This window comes from Marinobacter sp. MBR-105 (assembly GCF_053628895.1).
Genome location: NZ_JBRJHG010000019.1, coordinates 68,586 through 89,212 on the forward strand (window position 1 = coordinate 68,586; position 20,627 = coordinate 89,212).

15 protein-coding genes are annotated in these 20,627 nt (G+C 56.1%); 2 read left to right on the forward strand and 13 right to left on the reverse strand.

The window, feature by feature from the left end; all coding sequences use genetic code 11:
* Positions 1-8 precede the first annotated feature (8 nt).
* The 11 genes from ACSSVV_RS18420 to ACSSVV_RS18470 all read right to left on the reverse strand — a co-directional run bounded on the left by ACSSVV_RS18420 (position 9) and on the right by ACSSVV_RS18470 (position 16,040).
* On the reverse strand, positions 9-599 hold the full coding sequence (locus ACSSVV_RS18420) for a hypothetical protein (protein WP_454106708.1): 591 nt from the start codon (positions 597-599) through the stop codon (positions 9-11).
* Positions 574-1,083: a hypothetical protein gene (locus ACSSVV_RS18425; protein WP_454106709.1), complete on the reverse strand. Its 510-nt coding sequence runs from the start codon at positions 1,081-1,083 to the stop codon at positions 574-576. Before ACSSVV_RS18425 ends, ACSSVV_RS18420 begins: the two co-directional genes overlap by 26 nt.
* 70 nt (positions 1,084-1,153) lie before the next feature.
* On the reverse strand, positions 1,154-2,104 hold the full coding sequence (locus tag ACSSVV_RS18430) for a hypothetical protein (RefSeq protein WP_454106710.1): 951 nt from the start codon (positions 2,102-2,104) through the stop codon (positions 1,154-1,156).
* 73 nt (positions 2,105-2,177) lie between these two features.
* A complete protein-coding gene (locus ACSSVV_RS18435; protein WP_023010988.1) occupies positions 2,178-3,956 on the reverse strand; it encodes a hypothetical protein in 1,779 nt (592 codons plus the stop codon).
* 256 nt (positions 3,957-4,212) lie between these two features.
* Complete coding sequence (locus ACSSVV_RS18440) at positions 4,213-4,479, reverse strand: hypothetical protein (RefSeq protein WP_023010987.1); 267 nt, start codon at positions 4,477-4,479, stop codon at positions 4,213-4,215.
* Complete coding sequence (locus ACSSVV_RS18445) at positions 4,476-9,275, reverse strand: RHS repeat-associated core domain-containing protein (RefSeq protein WP_227499522.1); 4,800 nt, start codon at positions 9,273-9,275, stop codon at positions 4,476-4,478. Before ACSSVV_RS18445 ends, ACSSVV_RS18440 begins: the two co-directional genes overlap by 4 nt.
* Positions 9,276-9,286: 11 nt before the next feature.
* A complete protein-coding gene (locus tag ACSSVV_RS18450) occupies positions 9,287-10,072 on the reverse strand; it encodes a DUF4123 domain-containing protein (protein WP_023010985.1) in 786 nt (261 codons plus the stop codon).
* Positions 10,065-12,128, reverse strand: a complete 2,064-nt coding sequence (locus tag ACSSVV_RS18455; protein ID WP_454106711.1) for a type VI secretion system Vgr family protein — start codon at positions 12,126-12,128, stop codon at positions 10,065-10,067. The genes ACSSVV_RS18450 and ACSSVV_RS18455 overlap by 8 nt, the downstream gene beginning before the upstream one ends.
* A 118-nt stretch (positions 12,129-12,246) precedes the next feature.
* Positions 12,247-13,983 (reverse strand): alpha-amylase family glycosyl hydrolase, encoded by a 1,737-nt coding sequence (locus ACSSVV_RS18460; RefSeq protein ID WP_114434280.1) that lies wholly within the window; start codon positions 13,981-13,983, stop codon positions 12,247-12,249.
* Positions 13,980-15,203, reverse strand: coding sequence for a glycosyltransferase family protein (locus ACSSVV_RS18465; protein WP_022992716.1), 1,224 nt, complete (start codon positions 15,201-15,203; stop codon positions 13,980-13,982). Before ACSSVV_RS18465 ends, ACSSVV_RS18460 begins: the two co-directional genes overlap by 4 nt.
* A gap of 36 nt (positions 15,204-15,239) precedes the next feature.
* A complete protein-coding gene (locus ACSSVV_RS18470) occupies positions 15,240-16,040 on the reverse strand; it encodes an HAD-IIB family hydrolase (protein ID WP_454106712.1) in 801 nt (266 codons plus the stop codon).
* A gap of 80 nt (positions 16,041-16,120) precedes the next feature.
* On the opposite strand from ACSSVV_RS18470, the gene ACSSVV_RS18475 reads away from it, so the two are divergent.
* A complete protein-coding gene (locus ACSSVV_RS18475; protein WP_454106713.1) occupies positions 16,121-17,575 on the forward strand; it encodes a protein adenylyltransferase SelO in 1,455 nt (484 codons plus the stop codon).
* A 7-nt stretch (positions 17,576-17,582) separates the two neighbouring features.
* Here the strand turns inward: ACSSVV_RS18475 and ACSSVV_RS18480 are convergent, their stop codons facing one another.
* Positions 17,583-18,977 carry an AmpG family muropeptide MFS transporter gene (locus ACSSVV_RS18480; RefSeq protein WP_454106718.1) on the reverse strand — a complete coding sequence of 465 codons (1,395 nt, stop codon included), beginning with the start codon at positions 18,975-18,977 and terminating at the stop codon, positions 17,583-17,585.
* A gap of 15 nt (positions 18,978-18,992) precedes the next feature.
* Positions 18,993-19,475, reverse strand: a complete 483-nt coding sequence (locus ACSSVV_RS18485) for a YajQ family cyclic di-GMP-binding protein (RefSeq protein ID WP_011786031.1) — start codon at positions 19,473-19,475, stop codon at positions 18,993-18,995.
* Positions 19,476-19,609: 134 nt separating this feature from the next.
* Between ACSSVV_RS18485 and ACSSVV_RS18490 the strand changes: the two genes are divergently transcribed.
* Complete coding sequence (locus ACSSVV_RS18490; RefSeq protein ID WP_454106714.1) at positions 19,610-20,536, forward strand: response regulator; 927 nt, start codon at positions 19,610-19,612, stop codon at positions 20,534-20,536.
* The last annotated feature ends 91 nt before the right edge of the window (positions 20,537-20,627 follow it).

Genomic DNA, 20,627 nt, shown 5'->3' on the forward strand with positions numbered 1-20,627 from the left:
TACGCACCTTAAATCGGCCATGCATCGGCCGGGCGTAGCTTTCGGTATTCCGCCATCGAGATCTTACCGAGTTGCGGCGTGAGCCGGCACTTCCGCTTATTCCAGGGATATTCCTCCTGCCGCTTCAGCCATTCCTTGCCCTCCCCTTGCTTCCAGGCTTCCAAATCCAGATCACGCCAGAAGCGAGGGTTGCGGCCGGTGCGTAGGTCATGTTCAGCGGTGACAGGATCCAGGTGTCGGAATGGTTCCAGCCGTGGTACATCTGGCAGGGGCTGCGTCACATCCATGTAGGTCTGAAGTACATCCCAAAGTGCCAGGACCTCTGATTTGCTGGATTCGATGGTACTGAAAGCCGTTTTATGGAATGACTTCTGTGTATAGCGATGCACAAAAATGAGCCGATAGAACACACCGCTTTGCTGGATCACCCGATCCACATAAGCATCGAATTCCACAAACGGGGCTTCGAAAAACCGGCCTCGCCCGAGAGCCAGGCGAACCAGCCCGGTGGCTCGGTTGAACTCACTACAACCGTCCTCGAGGGTGTCGTCCAGTTTCTTGTTGATCGCTTTTTCAAAGGGCTTGAGCACAAACCCCATGCCGGTGCTCATAAGCCAGTTGGTAGTAGGACGAATTGCCCAAAAAGAGAACAACAACCATCCCGGCACTAAGATGAATAGCAGCAACAAATGCAGAAATGCAGGAAATCCATAGGATTCTGTGAGCTGCACGACTCCCCAAACGACTAACCCCAAACCGCCAATTGTAGGTGTGAACACCCAAAGCACCGGCAACAACAATACCAAAAAGCTTGAGACCCAATTTTTCATTCAAAAATCGAATCCGTTGGTGGTCCCACCACCAATCTTTGGACTCGAACTCGGGATCTGTCTTTTCGTGATCCTGGAGCACTTCGACGTCTTGGATTGTCCCAAGATAGGGGATAATGCCGGCATAGGTACCGACGGGCTGAAGCTCCTCGCCTATGCGCATTCGCTTTTTGGGGGAAGGTGGCAGTGGTCCAATCTCCATCGCCCGAAAGGCGGTGTCCGAAAAAACAGTGCCTTGCAGCGGTTCAATCACGCTGATCCCTCAAGCAACGCAAAAACTGGGTCGCAAGCGACATGTGGCTGCGCCGATGCTATCAAGCCTCTCAAATCGGCCATGCATCGGCCGGACGTAGCTTTCGGTACTCCGCCATCGAGATCTTGCCCAACTGCGGTGTAAGCCTGCATTGGCGTTTATCCCATGGGTATTCCATCTGCCGCTTCAGCCATTCCTTGCCCTCCCCTTGCTTCCAGGCTTCCAAATCCAGATCACGCCAGAAGCGAGGGTTGCGGCCGGTGCGCCGGTCATGCTCTGCGGTAACTGGGTCCAGATGTCTGAATGGTTCCAGCCTTGGCACATCCGGCAGGGGCTGAGAGGTATCCATGTAGCGTTGAAGCATGTCCCACAGCGCCATTACCTCTTCTTTCGTGGGTTCGACCCGGCTCAGGGACGTCTGGCTGAATTGTTTTGCAGTGTAGCGATGCACGAACATCAAGCGGTAGAAGATACCGCCGGCTTCTATCACTCGCTCAACATAGGCATCGAACTCCCCAAAGGGCGCCGTCAGTTTCTTGCCGCCAGGCATAGCGAAACTCACCTGGCCGGTTTCTCGGCTGAAGTAGCTTTCGCCCGCTTTAAGGCTGCGATCCATTATCCTAGAAAGGCCTTTTTCGAACGGTTTTAATAGAAAGGCAGCGGCGCTCATAACCCAAGGTAAGGTTTTTATGATTAGAAACATAGATAGAGCTATCCAACCCAAAACCACTCCGAGGCCTAAAAGTGATTTTAGTTCGTCAGGGAGCTCAACCTGGGAAGCATAATGTAAGAGCATCATCCCTCCACCAACCAAGACAAGCCCGCCCCAAAGATATGGGATTAGCAGCTGTGCGGCTGAAAGACCAATGAAGGCCTTGCCGTTCAGAAAACGAATTTGACCCTGACTCCACCACCAATCACCGGACTGAAATGCCTCTGGGCCACATTTGTCCTGGTGGTGAACAGCTTGCACATCCTCACAAACGCGGTAATAAGGTTGAATACCTGCGTAGTCACCCACTGGCTGCAAATCTTGGCCGAGACGTCGCCTGTTGTTTCTAGGCTCAGGGAGCAACGGAGACTCCTCCATCCCCTCAACTGCTCTCGACATCGTCACCAACCGTGTTTTTTCTGGCTGCCGGCGCAATGAATGTCATATCTTTGGTGCGAGTGCTCATGTAATTGAATCTGAACCGGTCTGGCAAAGGAGCTGATGTGCGACTGAACTCAAAGATAAAGTCGCCGTTTCTCTCGTGGGGAGGCATTGCTTCAAGCCCCTGCATCAGTGTAGCTGCCATCGCTTTTGCGCCGCGGGGCGGGTTCTTCATGGCACCCAGAACGGACTCAAAAGCGGAATGGGTCATGCGCAGACCAAACTGAGCTACCGGCTCTCCCGATTCGTCGACGGGATAGCCCATGAGCATGGGGCGAGCCCCTGGCGGTGTTCCGCCGGTCTCGGATACCCGAATACGTACCATTTCATCGCGCCACTCTTCAATAATCAGTTTGAGCCCGGCGTTCTCTAGTTCAATCGCCTTATCCTTCTTATCAAGAAGGACCGAGTACTCTTGGTCTGGTACGGTTACTTGAGCATCGAATTCAATCACATCAATCGACCTCAACTGTTCATCGGTCATTCCCATACGAAGGAAGGGCATTCTCGCGCTGGCAGCGTTGCCACCGATCGAAGGTTTGAGGACTCTGAAGTCCGGATTCGGCATTGTGTTTTCCACTACCGGCTCGCCATCAGCATCCAGCAACCGAACACTGTTTACCGGATGAATCGTTGCGGTTTGAAGATTGGAGGAATTCAGCTTTGACTCAACCCCAACGGCTCGTCCATAGCGGTAATCAACCGGTTCCGTACCAAACCAAAGCAGGGTTTGCTGGATCTCATTGAGGGAGGTCTCCACCGGTTCCGGGCTGAAGGGGGGTGTGAAGTAGTCATTAAAGACGGTGTTCGAGGTATCGACGGGGCGAGCCTGCATCGATATTTTCGCCATAGACAGCAGTCTGTCGGTGTCTGGCCCTGGATCAACCTCTGACTGCCTGACCTTCCAGCGACTGGTAATCTGAAAGGTTACCCCTTGATGCTCCTCTTCAGTACTAATCTGAACACTAGCCTGCCTCGGCCAGCCTGCTGCACGTTCAAGTTCGAGGTAGCCAGTAGCACTAAAGCTATTTGGGGTTGCATCCTCATCTGCCGGCTGGTCTTGCTCTCCGACGGGTCCAAACTCTAGGGTTACCGTCTGACTATCCAACTGAGTAACCTCGAACTGCATTCCCTCAAGGATTCCGCCACTCCATTCTTGATTCTCAGTCTGCCAGGATAATCCAATCGCCAGATCTTCATTCGGAAACTGGCCAGGATACCAAGGAAAAACACTCAAGCTGCGAAGAAGTAGAGTCTGCAGAGAGTCTGGCCGATCACTAATGCTCTTCAGGGCATCCGGGTTCTGGTAAGTACTCTCTTTGAGCACGCCATGAACACTTACCTGCTCAACAACTCCAGACCGCAGAAAATCGACCAGAAGTTTTTCACCACTGCTTTGTGGCTCGCCCGACTCGGTATCTACAAGTGTCCTTCCACGTCCTCGTTCCACAACTTTCAAGGCGGCGGACTGAAGCTCAACCATGCCAGCCTCCACACCAAGGACTTCGCTACGCAGAACGCTGGTCATCCTGTTAACCGACCCACCTCTGCCAGACACCCCAATTTCTGTGGTCTGATCAACCGCAAAATATCGGACATCTCCCACTGGGGGATTAAACAGCAGGACCTCCTTGTTAATCGCCGGAGGCGCTTCAGAGAACCAGAAATAGCTGGCAACAGCCAGAATGAGAGCGCAGACCAGCGCACCAATGAGTTTCATCGTTTTGCTCCTTTCCTTGGATTTTTAAACCCCTTGAGAGCGGATTACTCATTTATAAATGAGCCTGCAGATTGCTCTGGGTAATATAAATGATGCTAGATTCAGCCGTCGTCAACTCGGTCGCCCGCAACAAAGAATCTTTAATAACCCGAATGCGCCTCCAAGACGACCTGCATTTTAAAAACTACTGGTGGTAGGCAATCGAGAAATTTATCAATTAGCCATAAAACGGAAAACTATGCTCTATTAGTGAGACTCAGCCAAACCCCATTTTCTCCAAAGTTATAATAGCTCTCTGGCAAACCCGCCTCATTTCATGCTCGTCAATCAGTTGATCACCTCCCCCAGGACTAAAAATAGCCAAGTTGTCTTGGAGGTATTCAAGTATAGGCGCGAGAGCGGCATCAACTCCATCGTCTTCAAGCTGGTCAAGCAACGTTTCCGCGTCCTTTGCCCACTGAATCGATATATTCTCACCATCAATAAATCTTTGAAGATGTGCTACCAAAGATTCAACCGTCATTTCTTTTTCCTTGGATTGATTACCGTAATAATTCTATTACCATCAACAACTACTTGAGCTTTTGGGTATTTTGAATTCATAAGCGTCACCGAAGTCCCTCTGTTGTCAATCTTTATCTTTTTGATTTTGTCTGCCGTATCTATAAAATCCTCGACCTGTGTGATTGACATTGGCTCTCTTCCTTTGGGAGGGTTAACCATGCGGTCAGCAGCATGGAAATTTATTTGCTTCCCTCCTGGTGTTTTCGTAGCACCCAGTAATTGCTTTGTAGCAAATTCGCCATCAAACAGAGCCAGCTCGGTTCCAGTGAACTTTGTAACTGGTTCACTTTCCGGTATATCGGGCTCCTCATTCAGAACACTGTTAGATCCGCCATCAGATTCGCCCTTCCCAGTCGACTCAGGCTCATTTTTTGGCTGTGCCGCCAACCCCAACGGATCCACCCACCCCGTAGGATTTGGCACATACTGATAATTATTCAACCCACCCGCAAGGCCAATCGGATCCGGCGTAATGAATCGACCGGTATTCGGGTTGTAGTATCGATGCCGGTTGTAATGCAGGCCGGTTTCCGGGTCGTGGTACTGGCCCTGGAACCGGAGCGGGTTGTCTATTTCTGACACTTGTTGCTGAACCACATTCCCGTAGGCGCGGTAGGTGACTGACCAGACGAGTTTGCCCTGCTGGTTGGTCAGTTCCTGGGGCGTTCCCAAATGGTCCAGGTGGTAGTAATAGACTTCAGCTTGTTCGGGGCCGTGGCCATCTACCAGCGCCAGGGGTTTGAAGCTGTCAGGTTCGTACAGGTAGGTGCGGTACTGATCCCCGGTTTCTTCAGCAATGAGGCGGTCGCCCTGCCAGAGGAATTCGGTTCGGGTCAGGCCGTTGGTTTTGGCGATACGGCGGCCGAAGGCGTCGTATTCGTAGTGCCAGGTGCTGCCATCCGGTGTGGTGACGCTCGTGAGTCGGTGCTCGCAGTCGTAGCTATACCGGGTGGCCAGTTTCTGGCCTTTACCTCGACGTTCCTCAATCAGGTTGCCGAATTCGTCGTACTCGTAGTGGCAGTCGCCGTGCATGGTGAGGCGGTTGCCACGTACATTGGCAGATTGACTGCTCGAAGCCCCCTGGTTTTGCTCCAGAAGGTTGCCGGCCGGGTCATGTATGAGTTGCTCATAGAGATCGCCCCGCACGCCCACCAAACGATCCATCGGGTCGTAGACGTATTGTCTGAGTCCTTTGCGGCTGTCCTGGATGCTTTTGAGGTTGCCGTTGGGATCGTACTGGTAGTCGCGCTGAGCGCTGATGTCTTTGAGGCGGCCCTGATGAATCCGGTGCTGGGTCAGGCGGCCTTCGTCGTCATAGACATAGGCACTCAGCAGCTCACCCTGTTGCCGTTCGACTTCCTCGCCGGTGGACGCCATTTGGTGGCGGGTCAGCGGTTGGCCATTCAGGTCGATGCCCGACAACAACCCGGCTGCGTCCCGATGGTAAGCCAGCGCCTGGCCGTCCGGCAGCACCACTTCGTTCAGGCGATCAAATTCATCATAACGATAACGAAGGCTGGCCCAGCCCTGATGTTCGGTTTTCAACAAACCGAATTCGTCGTACTCGAAAGCCAACGGCCAGTGGCCATCATCAACCCCGATCAATTTGCCGTCCGCGTTATAGCCGTACTGAATCTCGCGGCCATCGGGTAGTGTCTTCTTCAGCAACTGGCCGAGTTCATCCCGCTCATAGGTGGTGGTTTGCAGGACCTCACTGGAAGTGCCGTACTCAGCCTTCTCTGTCAGATGGCCATTCAGGTCATACTGGTAAGCGGTGCGACGGCCATCAAACGCAGTCTCCTGTTTGACCAACCCGTTCGGGTAATAGTCGATGCGGTAGGCTTCACCCCGCTCATTTTCGATGTGAGTCAGCAGGAACCGGTGATGATCATAACGGTAACGAAGCTCGCTGCCGTCCGGGTTGATGCGATGAGTAAGCAGGTGAAGGTTGTTGTCATACTCGTAACGGGTTTCCCGCCCTTGCTCATCAACGAAACGGGTGACCTTGTTGTAGGCATTGTACTGATAACGACGAGACCGGTTGCCTGAGAGGACTTCCTCTATAACTCGTCCAAGGCCATCGTATCGGTATCGGGTAATGGCACCCCGGGCGTCCTTCTTGGCCAGAAGCTGGCCAAACTCATCGTAACGATATTGGTAGAACGCCCCGGTGGGAGTGGTTTCCTCAATGAGCTGGCCCTGGCTGTTCCAGCCCCACTTGTGAGCGCGACCGTCCGGCAGATCAACCTGCGTGAGCTGGCCCTGAGCGTTGTATGTGTACCGGGTAATTCGTCCTTTTGGATCGGCTTCGCAGGCCAGGTCACCATGCCGGGTGTAATCAAACTTCCAGGTCTGGCCATTGCGATGGATTTCAGCAATGCGCCCCTTTCGATAGGTAAACAAAATGGGCTGGCCGTCCGGGCCGGTTTTGCTCTGGAGCCGCCCACTCTTGTCGTACTGGTATTCTGTCCGGGCCCCCATGGGGTCGATGGTGACTTTTAACCGCCCCTGTTCGTCGTATTCACTCAGGTGTTTGGCGCCGTCCGGGTCTACTTTCTCCTGCAGTTGTGCAGTGCCATCGTAACGCCAGATTTCCCGGCTACCGTCGACGTAGCTAACGGTACAGGTGTGGTTTTCATCATCCCACTCAAAGCGGGTATCGACCTGGGCACTATCCCCCCACTGATGAACACAGCGACCGGTTGGCAGGTTTTCGTCCCACGCGAGATAAAAGCTGTAACCGCCGGCAAGCTGCCGGTGAGTAAGCATATGGTTTTCATAGCCATAACGCTCAGTGCCGCCCTCAGCGTCCTCAGCGCCGATCAGGTCATCGCTGTCGTCGTAGGTGTAGCTGCGCTCAGTCCGCAGTGACTGCCACTGGTAGCCAGTATCGGTCAGCTCCCTGCGCAACAGGCGAACCGATGTGAGGCGGCTACCCTCGAAATCAAATGCCAGCGCATTGCCCGAGTCGTTGCTCAGGCGCTCAAGCTGGCCGTGCAGGTTGTAACCAACCTTGAGCGTGTTGCCATATCGGTCGGATATCCGAACAAGCTGGCCCGAGCTTCCCGACCGGAGAAAGTGATAGCGAAGCGATTTTTCACCCGCGCAGACAACAACCTCTTCGCCGTCCCGCCAGGCCGCCATGCCAGCTCGGGAATTGATACCAACAGGTGCGCTCTCCAATTCCGGAAGGCGGGTGTTTTTGCCCTCGTGGTCATGCCAGGTGATGCCACCATCGTCGAAAGTCAGGGCGTGATTCAGGCTATGGCGCCAACCATAGCCCATATCCAGGCGCCGGTCGCTGCTACCGGATCGGTATACCCGCTTGAACTCGAATGGCAGAGCACCAACCAGACGCGCGTCCGTCAGTTCCAGTACTTCCTCGCCGGTGACGGTACTGATTGGGTCGGCGACATTTTCGGTGGATTCGTTATCCTGGGTGGCACGGCCCTGGTCCGTCTGGGAGGGTGTTGATTCGTCGCGTACTGGCTGAGCCTCACTCTCACTCGTAGCCCCGTGATCACGCCCCGAAGACTGGATGTTGGCGACATCGTCAGTGTCCGCCATTTCCTGATAGGCATTGTGACGGTTTCGGACACCCGCCCCGGACTGTGTATTGGATGAATCAATATGGCCGGAACCCGCAAACTGAATCTTCCGATGGTTGGTTCCGATGTTCTCCATGAATTCCTGGAACTCTCTGGCGAACTGGCCAAGAAACTCGCCGAGTATGTTCTTGGTTACGCGAACGTCCTCCGCCACATTCATGGCGCCCGCCACGGCTTTGCTGCCAATTCGAGCACCGTATTTGGCTGCGAGCCCGGCGCCACCGGTAATGATCAGGCCGACCACCACATCGAACAGAATCTGGCCAACCAGCTCCCCGGAGACTTCAGCCACCTGGGTCGGAGACAGTAAACGGAAGTACTGTCTGACCGTGTACATCACCAGGAAAAGGAAAACCTCGTCATTGGCCACAAGGCACGCCTTGAGATAGGCGTCGTCGGCCTTTTTAAGGTTTTCCATCTGCTCACGCAGATCGTCTGGCAGATTGCTGAAATCGTGATCCAGCAAGCCACAAATCACATCGTAGATTCGACGGATGTCGTCCAGAACAGCGGTGAATCCGTCCGCAATCCCCTCCTGAAACCGAGCATATACAGCAGCAGCCTGAACAGCTGAGCTCATGCTCAGATAGCTTTCCCACTCCTGACGAGCACCGTTATTCCAGGTGTTTTCAAGCAATGAACAACATCGCTCGATAAAGCTCTCGTAGGTTTGGTACAGCGCATCCATGTCCGCACGGGAAACGTCCGGCGCCAGAACCACCCGATACTCTTTGCCCGGCGCAACGGGAACTTCCGCAATACCATTCACATCAGTGGTGCCGCTGTGAACGGTCTCCCAGTCATCGAAGATCCAGCCGGTGTTCTCCTGGATCTGAAACCGCGTGGAGGGAATCGGCGTCTTGCTTACGTTCTCATGGAAGTGAGCAATTTTGATTGTCCGCAACTCCTCACACGGGGCTACAGTTGCCGAGACAACTTCATCATCACTGACACTTTCCCGGCTGGCTTCACCATTCACCTCAAGGACCTGTTCATGCCCCATGAAGATCGATGAAAACCAGCCTTCGCGCCAATCTTCGTAAGTCTTGGCCAACGATTCCCGCAGCTCACGGGTGATCGCATTGATGTCGGGCAATCCATCAGACGCCTGTTGAGACTCTCGAAGAGCCGTCCTTGACTCGATCATTGATTCATCCTTTATCTACGAGAGCCCATTGACGCTTCTTGCATCAGGGCCTGGTGTATCGATTGAAGTTGTGATGGCGCCAGCTCGGTAGGCACATTACTCTGGCATAGCCGCCTCACATGGCGTTCGACTTTCCGGCGGGCAATCGGCTCCGGGTATCGGCTCAACGGAGATGGCCTGGTTTTAGCCAAGACGGCCATCGTATTGCCGACCAATTGATCCCAGCACAGGCCCGCTACCCGTTTCTGGACCTCCGATGGCAGCGAGAACCATGGAAACGACGGCACCGGGCTGGCTACTTCGGGAACTCCGGGATGATGAATGGTTTCCCCCGAGGGCAGAACAATGGCCTCAATGGGCCCCATCAGGTTCGCACGGCCGGCTTCATCAAGACTTTGCAGAATCTGGCCGAAGAACCGGGCCGCCCAGTAGCGGAAGAACACTTCGTGCCCATCCGCCAGCGTTATCTTGGTGAGACTTCGAATATGGCCGAACACATCATCAAACGGAGCTCGGCTTATCAGTCCCCAGCCCCAATCCTCACTGTGGGACTCTTCAACCCAATCTATAAATGCACTGGCCGTGTTGATTTGCGCAAGGAACGGCATTACGTCATGCCACGCTGCGTATGGTGTTCCCATGAACAGCGGCAACGCCGTAAGCCCATCGGTGCGGAAGAAATTCTGAACCGGCTTCGACTCGCTGGTGCCACTGAGGACGACGTAAGCGCTTCCTGTTTCACCAGGCTGTTGCGTAAGAGCATCCAGTGCCGCCCGGAATCCCTTGGCCTCAGACATTGCACACGCCATCCTGGCAGGCGACGCACTCTTCACAGAACGGCGCATCCGTCATCAGGTTCTGATACTGGGCTCTGGTCAGTGGCACTTCTGCCAGTTCAACAGGATCAATCACCTTGGCAGGCTCTGCTTCCAGCACCTGAGGAACCCCTGGCATTACCGCTCCCTGCCCCGAACCACTGCCCGGACTGCCCCCGGAATTAATCTTGATCCCCGGCCCACTCAAGGTCACGCCGCTGGGGTCCAGCTTGATAAAACTTCCACCCCCGGAAATTGTCAGCTCTGCCCCGGCATCCAGCACCACTTTGGCACCGGCCTTGTGATGCACTTCGGTGCCGGCTTCCGAGGCCATGCTGCGGGCGGTTTTCAGGTGGTAGGTGCCGCCCACGGTCTGGCTGCAGTCTGCGCCAACGGACAGCCGGTTTTCGCCGTCGGTGGTGCAATGGTCCGCCGCTTTGATGTGGCTGAACTGGTGGTTCTCCACCGTCAGGTGGCTGTCGTTCCTGATGACTTCGGTGCGGTTGTGTTCAGTGAGCAGGTCCAGGTCTTTCTGGGCGTGCACGTAGATCTGTTCTTCGCCGGCTTCGTCTTCAAAGCGCAGTTCGTTGCTGCCCTCACCCTTGTGGGTTTTGGTCTTCAGGGTGGTTCTTGTTTTGTGCTCCGGCAGCGCATAGGGCGGTGTGTTGGTGGCGTGGTAGGTTCTTCCGGTGATGATGGGCTGGTCCGGGTCGCCATCCAGGAAGGAGACAATCACTTCGTGGCCGATTCTGGGCAATGCCATGAAGCCGTATTGGCCACCGGCCCAGCCTTGCGCCACGCGCAGCCAGGCGCTGCTGTGTTCGTCGTTTTTCGAGTATCTATCCCACGGGAATCGTACTTTCACCCGGCCATATTGGTCGCAGTGGATTTCTTCACCCTCGGGGCCGGTGACGAGGGCTATCTGGGGGCCGTCCATCACGGGTTTGTGGTTACACAGCGGGCGCCAGGTTTTGTCGGCCGGGATGGCGCTGAAGGTGTTGTGGTAGCTGGTGGGCTCGCTGCCACCCTCTTCTTCCAGGGCCTGGGGCTGTTTGCCGGTGTGGGTGATGGCGGTGAGCAGCCATTCCCGGTTCAGGGTCTGGCTGTCGTGGTCCTGCAGTTCCACTTTGGCGCCGGGGGTGAAGTCCGGTCGGTTGCTTTTGCCGTTGGCCATGGCGGCGTTGTTTCTGAGGGCATCCAGTTTGTTCTGGGTGAACGGCTGGCCGCTGGCGTCGGCTTTGTAGCGGCCGGGGTAGTCGTAGTGCTGGTAGTCTTCGCGATGATTGACTCCGCCAGCACTCTGCTCGTGCATCAGGGCGTAGGCAGGGTTCTTGAAGGTATAGTCCTTCATGGCCACGGAGGCGGCTTTAACCCGTTCTTCGTAGGCGAACTGGAATACGCAGGCCTGCTTTGTGCTACCACCGGCTTTGGTGTTGCAGGTAACCGGGTCCAGTTTCGGGGCGTCGCCGTGGTGGTCGGCAAGAATCAGTGCCGGTTGTTCTTCGCCATCCACGCTGCCGTGCTGGTAGCGGTAGTGCCAGCCTTCTTCGGCGGCCAGGCGTTCCAGGAACTGCAGGTCGGTTTCCCGGTGCTGGACGCAGTATTCCCGTTCTTCCGGTGGGCGTTTGAAGTCAAAGATGGAATCCACAATGCCCCGCTCTTCGAGCAGGGTGCGCACGATGGCGTCGGTGGTCTGGGTCTGGAAGATGCGGCTGTTGTGCATCAGGCCCAGGCGCCATAACGGCGGCTGTATGACCACTTCGTAGCGGGTGCGGCGGTGGCCGGTGTCGCCCCGCATAAATTCGTTCACCACGCCGGTGAACCGGCGCAGGGGCTGGCCATCCTGCCACACCACCAGGTCTACCGGCTGTTCCAGTACATCGGCGGCGGCCACATCCGGGTCGGTGCTGGCCAGCTGTAACCGGCCATGGAACAGATCAGACAGCCGTTCGGTCAGCGCGAAGCCGACAACGACAAAGTGATCCGAGGGGAATTCGCCTACACGGGCGGTGAACTGCAATCCGCTTGCCTGGGGCATGACTTCGATCCCTGAAGATTATGTTGAACTGACTCATCCTGAGCAGTCCCGATTATAACCACCGACCTGCAGAATACAAACCAACCATGCCTCATTCCTGAGGCATTCGCCTTAACGCTCAGCGTCTCTGCTGGTTGGACAACCACACACTCTGATACGGCTTCAGGGTGATTGATCCAGCCAGATCATCCACCTCCATTCCGGAGATCAAGTCTACCCAGCGATCCGTTCCGATCAGATTGATATCACTGAGCGCCACCTGCTGCACCTCGGGACTGATGTTATGGATACAGAACACCGACTGCTCCCGTCGCATGCTCTGGCGCCAGAACCCGAACAACTGCAACCCCAGGTGCAAGGTGAACTGCGTGGCGTTCGGATGGAACGCAGGTTGAGCGCGGCGTATGGCAATCAAACGCTTCAGCTCCCGGAATGCCTTGCTGTGGTGGGTCAGCGGATCTGCGAGGGTTTCCTCCAGTTGCGACAACTGCCATTGACTGCGGTTAATGGAGCGCAGGCGCCCGGTATGCTCCACCCGCGCCTGATCGTTCTCCGTGGCCAGCAAGCTGTGAATATAAAAGGCGGGAATGCCCTCGAGAGCCAGCATGATGGTATGCGCACACAGGAATCTCGCGAGCTGCCAGTGGTCAGCACCGCCTTCTGCGGTTCCTTTGAGGGCATCCCAGAGCGCAATGTTCATCTCATAGGGTTGATCCCGCCCGTCGGCCGTCCGGCGGTAGGACACCTTACCCCCAAACGACTCCATGGTGTTGATCAGGCGTTGCTTTTCATCTTCGGTCAGCAGGCCATCTGTGGGCCGCAGTCCAACGCCGTCGTGGGAAGCGATAAAGTTCAGATAGGTGGTGCCCAGCTGCGCCGGGGGCATACTCATCAGCCAGGTTTTCAGATGTCGGCAATTGCCGGTCACCAGCGTGTTGATCAGCAGAGGCGGCAACGAAAAGTTATAGATGGCGTGGGCTTCGTTGGCATTGCCAAAATAAGTCAGGTTCTCCCGGTTAGGCACGTTGGTTTCGGTAATCACCACCGCGTCCGGCGTGTGATGTTCAATCAGCAAGCGCAGAATTTTGATCAGCTCGTGGGTTTGCTGCAGGTGAATACACGGCGTGCCCGGCTCTTTCCAGAGAAAGGCCACGGCATCCATACGGAAAATCATCACACCCCTTTCCAGGTATTGGCGGATGATCCCCGCAAACTCCAACAATACCTGCGGGTTGGCAAAGTTCAGGTCTACCTGATCTTCACTGAAGGTGCACCACACATAGCGCTCGCCGTCGTCGGTCTGCACCGGATTGAGCAGCGGCGACGTACGTGGCCTCACTACTTGGCTGAGGTCGTCTTTCGGGTTGCCTTCAAAGAAATAGTCCTTACCCGGGTCGATGCGCTTCTTATAGTTTTCGAACCACCGGCTGCGGGCCGACATGTGGTTAATCACAAGATCGGACATCAACTTGTAGTCCCGGGCAATGGCCTCAATTTCCGGCCAGCCACCGTGACTCTCATTCACCGCCAGGTAATCCATCACCGAAAAGCCATCATCAGAGCTGAAGGGAAAAAAGGGCAGTATGTGGACCGCGGAAACGGAGTCCTTAAGGCAGTCATCCAGGAAGCGCTTGAGCGTCACCAGTGGCTTCTCGTCCGATTGCTGAAGCGTATCCGCGTAGGTAATCAGCAACACATCGGTTTCGTCCCAATGGTTCTGGTGGGCCGGTGGGGCGTCGGCATTGGGCGCCAGCCCCATGGTGGCCAGTAACTGCTCCGCCAGAAAGTCACAATCTACCGAGGGATAGACGACCTCGAGCATACCTTGCAGCTTGCTCTTCAGTGGCTGAGTCATGGCCGATATTCCTGATTGTCCAGTTCAACAGCCTCCAGCAGTTGCTCACGAATGTCCGGAATGGCACTGGTCACCCGGTTCCAGCTGGGGATGAAGGGGGTGTCCATGGGGTTATCCAGGAAGTAGGCACCGGCGCGCATCACATTCTGGGCAAACAATTCCACCGCCTTTTCTTCCTTGTGCCGATCAAAGCCGAGCCCGTTGATTACGGCGTCGTTCTGATAGGTTTCCACAAAATCCAGAGCAATACGGAAATAGGTCGCCTTGATGGTGCGGAACTTTTCATTGGAGAACACTTCGCCATTGGTGGCCAGCTTTCGGAACAGGGCCTTGGCGATATCCACGCTCATTTTGGACAGCCCTCGGCTGGCATCCTCCGGCGAGAGATCCTGATGCTTGTGATCGTAGACATCAGCAATATCCACCTGGCACAGGCGATTGGTGGCGTAGTTTCGTTTCATCTCCGAGAGCACACCAATCTCGAGCCCCCAGTCACTGGGAATGCGCAGGTCATTGATCACGTCCGTGCGGAACGAGAATTCTCCGGCCAGGGGATAGCGGTAGCTGTCGAGGTAGTCGAGAAAATCGTTCGGGCCGCAGACTTTTTTCAGGGCCCGGATCAACGGGGTGACCAGCAGACGACTGACACGGCCATTCATCTTGCTGTCGGCGACCCGGGCGTAATAGCCCTTACAGAACATGTAGTTGAATCCAGGGTTGGCCACCGGGTAAATCAACCGTGCGAGCAGGTCCCGCGAGTAGGTCAGGATATCGCAATCATGCAACGCCACCGATTTGCTCACCCCGGAGGCCAGGACATAACCGAAGCAATACCAGACATTCCGCCCCTTACCCATTTCAGTTGGGGCCAGGCCCTGCTCGCGAAGCTTGAGGTCGATGGCCCGCAAACGCGGCCCATCGTTCCACAGTACCTTGAACGGCTGAGGCAGCTCGGAGAAGTACTCCAATGCGTGCCGGTATTGTGCTTCATCGGCACGATCGAGCCCGATCACGATTTCTTCCAGATAAGGCACCTTTGCCAGCTCCTGGACAATGTGTTTCAGGGCGGGGCCTTCCAGCTCTGAATACAGCGACGGCAACACCAGTGACATGGGCCGCGCTTTACGGAACTGAAGCAGATCGGCCTCGATGTCTTCTACCGGTCGTCGCACAAGATTGTGCAGGGTCGTTACTATGCCATTCTGGTAAAAGTCGCCCATGGCGCCTCTCCTATGCTTTTGGCCACGCCTGGCGGCCTAGTAGCCGTACTCGAAAAGAAGATTGAGTACGCATTCGTTCCAACCCTCCGGGCCGGGCTTCAGGGAGCGCATGGGGTGCTTCTGCGATGGCAACTGGACCTGATCGCTGTTCACCCCGCGAATCACCACCGGGATATCCGCGGCCTCCAGCATGCGCTGGTCGTTCGGGCTGTCGCCCAATGCGATGGTGACTAGCGGCTCGCCCCGATAGTGCTCCCGGTATTGCTCCAGCAAAAAGCGGGCCCCCTCGGCTTTGTCGAAGCGCCCCATGGCGTGCCAGAAGCGACCCCCCTGCACCAGTCGGAGCCCCTCACGCCCCAGTGCCGCACTGAATTGGTCCAGCTCCGGGTCACTGCCTTGCCAGATCAGCGGCTCCGTACCCAGGCGCTGCCGGGCCCGAGAGGCCTCCACCTCATCCAGACCCGCAACCTCCGCCAGTTCCGCATCCGCCATATCCGAAAAGCCCCGAAACTGTGCACCTGCCTTCCTCTGCACCATAAGCGTGCGAAGGACCTGCTGGTGATCTGCTCCAAAATTCATCACCTGTTCTTCGGTGCGGTCCAGACAGCCCGCCGGGATAACCGCCGCCGCGCCGTTCTCGACGATAAAGGGGGCCCGTATGCCCATCGCGTTTTGCAGATGGCGCATCTCGGCGGCGGTTTTACTGGAGTTAAAAATCAAGGGGATACCGTTAGCGGCCAACTTTGCCATGGCCGGCGATGCGGCCCGCCAGCTGTAGCTGTGATGGTCCAGCAAGGTGCCGTCCAGGTCGGTGAAAATTATCAGGTGTGGTTGCATTTGGTTCACCTGCTCTGCAATCTGTTGTTAGGCTTCAACCCTATACATACGCAGTATTCATACCAAAGCCAGGTCGCTTTATGAGCAACAACAGTTTTCAGGTGGAACATCGCTACCTGGAATTACCGGACAGCTTCTACAGTCGGGTACAGCCATCTCCTCTGTCTGAACCGCGCATGGTCTGCTTTAACCAGGCCCTGGCCAGCGATATGGGATTTCTGGTGCGGAATGAAAATGACTGGGCGGCCATTGGTGCCGGCGCCGAACTTCTGGAGGGGATGGACCCGGTCGCCATGAAGTACACCGGGCATCAGTTCGGCATGTATAACCCGGAACTGGGCGATGGCAGAGGCCTCTTGCTCTGGGAAACCGTGGGGCCAGACGGCACACGCTGGGACTGGCACCTGAAAGGGGCAGGCACCACGCCCTACTCCCGCTTCGGCGATGGCCGGGCAGTACTCCGGTCAACCATTCGTGAATATCTGTGCAGTGAGGCCATGCATGGCCTGGGAATTCCCACCACCCGGGCGTTGTTCATGATCAGCGCCAAAGACCCGGTGCGCCGGGAATCTATTGAAACCGCCGCCGCTTTGATGCGGGTAGCGAAAAGCCACATCCGGTTTGGCCACTTCGAGTTTGCAGCCCACCATGAAGGGCCGGACGCCCTGAAAACACTGTTAGAGCATGTGATTGCCCTGCACTTCCCTCACCTGATCACCCTGCCGGAGGAGCAACGCTACGCCCGCTGGTTTGAGGAAGTGGTGGAACGCACCGCCAGGCTAATCGCGAAATGGCAGGCCGTTGGATTCTGCCATGGGGTGATGAACAGCGACAACATGTCGATTATCGGTGACACTTTTGACTATGGCCCCTTCGCCTTCCTGGACGATTTCGACGCTGGCTTCGTTTGCAATCACTCCGATCACGAAGGCCGCTATGCCTACAACCGCCAGCCCCAGGTAGGCTTTACCAACTGTCAGTACCTGGCCAATGCCCTGTTGCCGATCATGGATGAAGATACCGTTCGCCGGGGCCTGAGGCGCTACGAAACCGCCTACAACGAGCATTTCAAACACCAGATGCTTGCCAAGCTGGGGCTGGAAGAAGCGGATGAATCAGATATGGGCCTGATCATGGACACCTTCAGCATGCTCCACGAACACCGCGTTGACTACACCCGGTTTTTCCGCGGCCTGTCCAACCTGCACGACCATGGCACCGCGCCGGTTCGTGATCTGTTCGCAGACCGCAGCGTGGCTGACGAGTGGCTGGAACGTTACGAAGCCAGACTACAGAAAGAAACCCGTGGCCACGATGAACGGGCATACGCCATGCGCCGGGTAAACCCGAAATACATTCTGCGCAACTACCTGGCCCAGCAAGTGATCCTGGAGGCGCAGAACGGCGACTATGAGCCAATGAAGGAACTGCTTAAGGTGCTGGAAAAGCCTTTTGATGAACAACCCGAGTATGAGAAATACGCCGCCTTGCCCCCGGATTGGGGGAAACATCTGAACATCAGCTGCTCTTCCTGAACGGCCGCTATTTCACCAGGGCATCTTCCTCATGTTTGACTGGCGCCAACGCATCCAGCCTGGCGCCATGGCGCATCATAAACAGCACCAGCAGAATCGCGGGCACGCCCATCAATCCCGCGATCAGGAAGAACTCAGCGTAGCCAAAGTTCGCCACCACAATCCCGGAGAAGCCCCCGAGGAACTTGCCCGGCAGCGTCATCAGCGAGCTGAACAAGGCATACTGGGTGGCAGTGAACGAGGCACTGGTCATGCTGGACAGCCAGGCAATCAGCGCCACATTGGCAATACCGCCACTGAGGTTATCGGCACTCACCACCAAGGCCAGCGCCGCGATGTCCGGTGGTTGCTGGGCTAACAGTACAAACAGAAGGTTGGTCGCCGCCGTCATGATGGCCCCCGCCAGCAGTATCCGGCGCACACCATAGCGCACCACCAGCACCCCACCGACCATGGAGCCAACAATGGTCATAAAAAACCCGAACACCTTGGTGACATCGGCCACCTGGGTTTTACTGAAACCCATAAAATCCAGATAGAACGGATTGGCCATCACCCCCATGGCAATATCCGAAATGCGATAAACCGCCACCAGCACCAGAATGGCCACCGCCAGCTCCCGATACCGACGGAAGAAGTCCAGAAACGGGCCGGCCACCGCGGCATAGAACCAGCCAGTTAACCTGGCCAGGCGTTCCGGCAGGTGGCTTCGTTTCTCCACCTCTTCCTCAATTCGATGGGCAATGTCCTGCGCAGCCGCAAAATGGTTTACTTCCGGCTCTTTCACGATCAGAACCGTCAGGGCACCCACACCCACCAGCGCTGCCATCACCTGATACGACACTTCCCAGGACCAGAACTCCGCCATATACAGTGCACCGGCGCCAGCCACCAGCAATGCCAGCCGGTAACCAAAGATGTATGTGGCCGCTAACGCCGCCTGTAGACGCTCCCGAGCAATCTCAATGCGATAGGCATCAATGGCCACATCCTGCGTGGCGGAGGAAAAAGCCACCAACAACCCGAACAGCGCCAACGTCTCCGGAGCCGCCAGGGCGTTCGTCTGGGACATCAGGTACAACCCGGTGGCAATGCCCGCCTGGGCCAGCAGAATCCAGCTGCGGCGCTTGCCAAACAAGCGATCCAGCACTGGCAGTTTCAGCCGATCCACCACCGGCGCCCAGAACACCTTGATGGAATAGGTAATGCCAAGCCAGCTGAAAAAACCGATGGTGGCGGTCTCCACCCCAACGTCTGCCAGGCGGGCATTGAGGGTGGAAAACACCAGCAGAAAGGGCAGCCCCGCCGAGAACCCGAGAAACAACATGGCAATTACTTGCCAGCGGGTGTAGGTGTAGGCGGTATCCCGAATCAGGGCTACAACATTGGGGGGAAGATAAATAAGAGCCTCTCCGAATCAGTCGCGAAAGTTGTTGAACTGCAGCGGGATGTCCAGTTCTGCCTCACGCAACATGGCAATGGCTTCCTGCAGGTCGTCCCGCTTCTTGCCGGTAACCCGCACCTTGTCGCCCTGGATGCTGGCCTGCACTTTCATTTTCTGCTCTTTGATCATCTTCACGATCTTCTTGGCCATGTCTGTCTCAATACCCTGCTTCAGGGTGAAATGCTGCTTCACCAGCTTGCCCGCTTTGCTTTCACCATCTTCCGACAGAGCACGGGTATCAATGTTGCGCTTGGCAAAGGCCATTCGCATCATGTCCACCAATTGCTCCAGCTGGAACTCCTGCTCGGCGCTCAGGGTCAGGCGCTTGTCTTCCAGTTCGATGTCCGCCTCAACATTCTTGAAATCCCAGCGGTTACCCAGTTCACGCTTGGCCTGGTCCACCGCGTTGGTAACTTCGTGCATTTCGATTTCTGAAACAATGTCAAAAGAAGGCATAGTCGTTATTCTCCAAAGGCCACGGAGGGGTATACTGTGGCGACAATTTGATTACGGATGTTCGAAACCGCCAAGAATACCAAGAGCTGTGGCGAACCGCATCTGACAATGGACTGGTAAGAAGTAGACAAACAATGCCAAACCTCGATCTTCCCATTCTCGTAGTAGACGACGCCAAATTCAGCAGTATGGTGGTGGGCCGTACGCTGCGAAATGCCGGTTACCGCGACATACGCATCGCCAACAACGCACCGGCTGCCCTGAAACTCATGGAACAACGCCCAGTCAGCGTACTGATTGCAGACTGGCTGATGCCCGAAATGGACGGCCTGCAGCTGACCGACCAGGTGCGCCAGCAAGACGAGCAGAACAACCACTACACCTATGTGATTCTGCTCACCGCCCGTGAGAGTGTGGAAGCCCTGTCGGAAGCGTTCGACCGGGGTGTGGACGACTTCATCTACAAGTCAGACATGACCAAGCAGCTCATACCCCGCATCTTTGCGGCAGACCGCATGGCAGACCGGCAGAACACCCTGCTGCGCGCCAACGCCCTGCTGGTGGAGAACAACCGGGAACTGGAATCCAGCAACATCATTGATCTGGAAACCGGGCTGACCAACAACAAATACGCGCGCCAGCGCTTGCAGAAAACCCTGCGCCACGCCGAATCCCGCGGCGGGTCAACCGCCTACGTCATGTGCGGCATCCGTAACTGGCAAGAGCTGAAGCGCAAACATCCGCCCAGCGTGATGAGCGAACTGTCGATCGGCATCGCCCGGCGCCTGAGCACATTGATTCGCCCGATTGATGCCCTGTGCCGGGTGGGTGACAACCAGTTTGCGATTGTCTCCTACTTCCCCAACAGTGATCACTGCACCACCACCGCGTTCCGGCGCATTTTTGACGGCATCAACCACAAAGCGCTGAAAACCACCGCAGGCTTCATCTCTGTAGAAGCCGGCATGGCCCTTTGCAAAGCCGATGCCCAGGACGGCACCCCCACGGTACAGGATATGGAACGCGCTGCTGTACAGGGCCTTGTGGACGCCTATGAGTAAGCGTCCGCCCATCACACCTTGTCAGGTGTAGCCGGCTTCCAGTTGTGGGGCAACAGTTCGTCGATGGTGTTGTTTTTCTGAGTCGGCAAGC

What these genes read in the sequence shown, in the direction of transcription:
- ACSSVV_RS18420 (WP_454106708.1), bottom strand. Translation starts at nt 599, where the DNA reads ATGGGGTTTGTGCTCAAGCCCTTTGAAAAAGCGATCAACAAGAAACTG.
- ACSSVV_RS18435 (WP_023010988.1), bottom strand. Translation starts at nt 3,956, where the DNA reads ATGAAACTCATTGGTGCGCTGGTCTGCGCTCTCATTCTGGCTGTTGCC.
- ACSSVV_RS18440 (WP_023010987.1), bottom strand. Translation starts at nt 4,479, where the DNA reads ATGACGGTTGAATCTTTGGTAGCACATCTTCAAAGATTTATTGATGGT.
- ACSSVV_RS18445 (WP_227499522.1), bottom strand. Translation starts at nt 9,275, where the DNA reads ATGATCGAGTCAAGGACGGCTCTTCGAGAGTCTCAACAGGCGTCTGAT.
- ACSSVV_RS18450 (WP_023010985.1), bottom strand. Translation starts at nt 10,072, where the DNA reads ATGTCTGAGGCCAAGGGATTCCGGGCGGCACTGGATGCTCTTACGCAA.
- ACSSVV_RS18455 (WP_454106711.1), bottom strand. Translation starts at nt 12,128, where the DNA reads ATGCCCCAGGCAAGCGGATTGCAGTTCACCGCCCGTGTAGGCGAATTC.
- ACSSVV_RS18460 (WP_114434280.1), bottom strand. Translation starts at nt 13,983, where the DNA reads ATGACTCAGCCACTGAAGAGCAAGCTGCAAGGTATGCTCGAGGTCGTC.
- ACSSVV_RS18465 (WP_022992716.1), bottom strand. Translation starts at nt 15,203, where the DNA reads ATGGGCGACTTTTACCAGAATGGCATAGTAACGACCCTGCACAATCTT.
- ACSSVV_RS18470 (WP_454106712.1), bottom strand. Translation starts at nt 16,040, where the DNA reads ATGCAACCACACCTGATAATTTTCACCGACCTGGACGGCACCTTGCTG.
- ACSSVV_RS18475 (WP_454106713.1), top strand. Translation starts at nt 16,121, where the DNA reads ATGAGCAACAACAGTTTTCAGGTGGAACATCGCTACCTGGAATTACCG.
- ACSSVV_RS18485 (WP_011786031.1), bottom strand. Translation starts at nt 19,475, where the DNA reads ATGCCTTCTTTTGACATTGTTTCAGAAATCGAAATGCACGAAGTTACC.
- ACSSVV_RS18490 (WP_454106714.1), top strand. Translation starts at nt 19,610, where the DNA reads ATGCCAAACCTCGATCTTCCCATTCTCGTAGTAGACGACGCCAAATTC.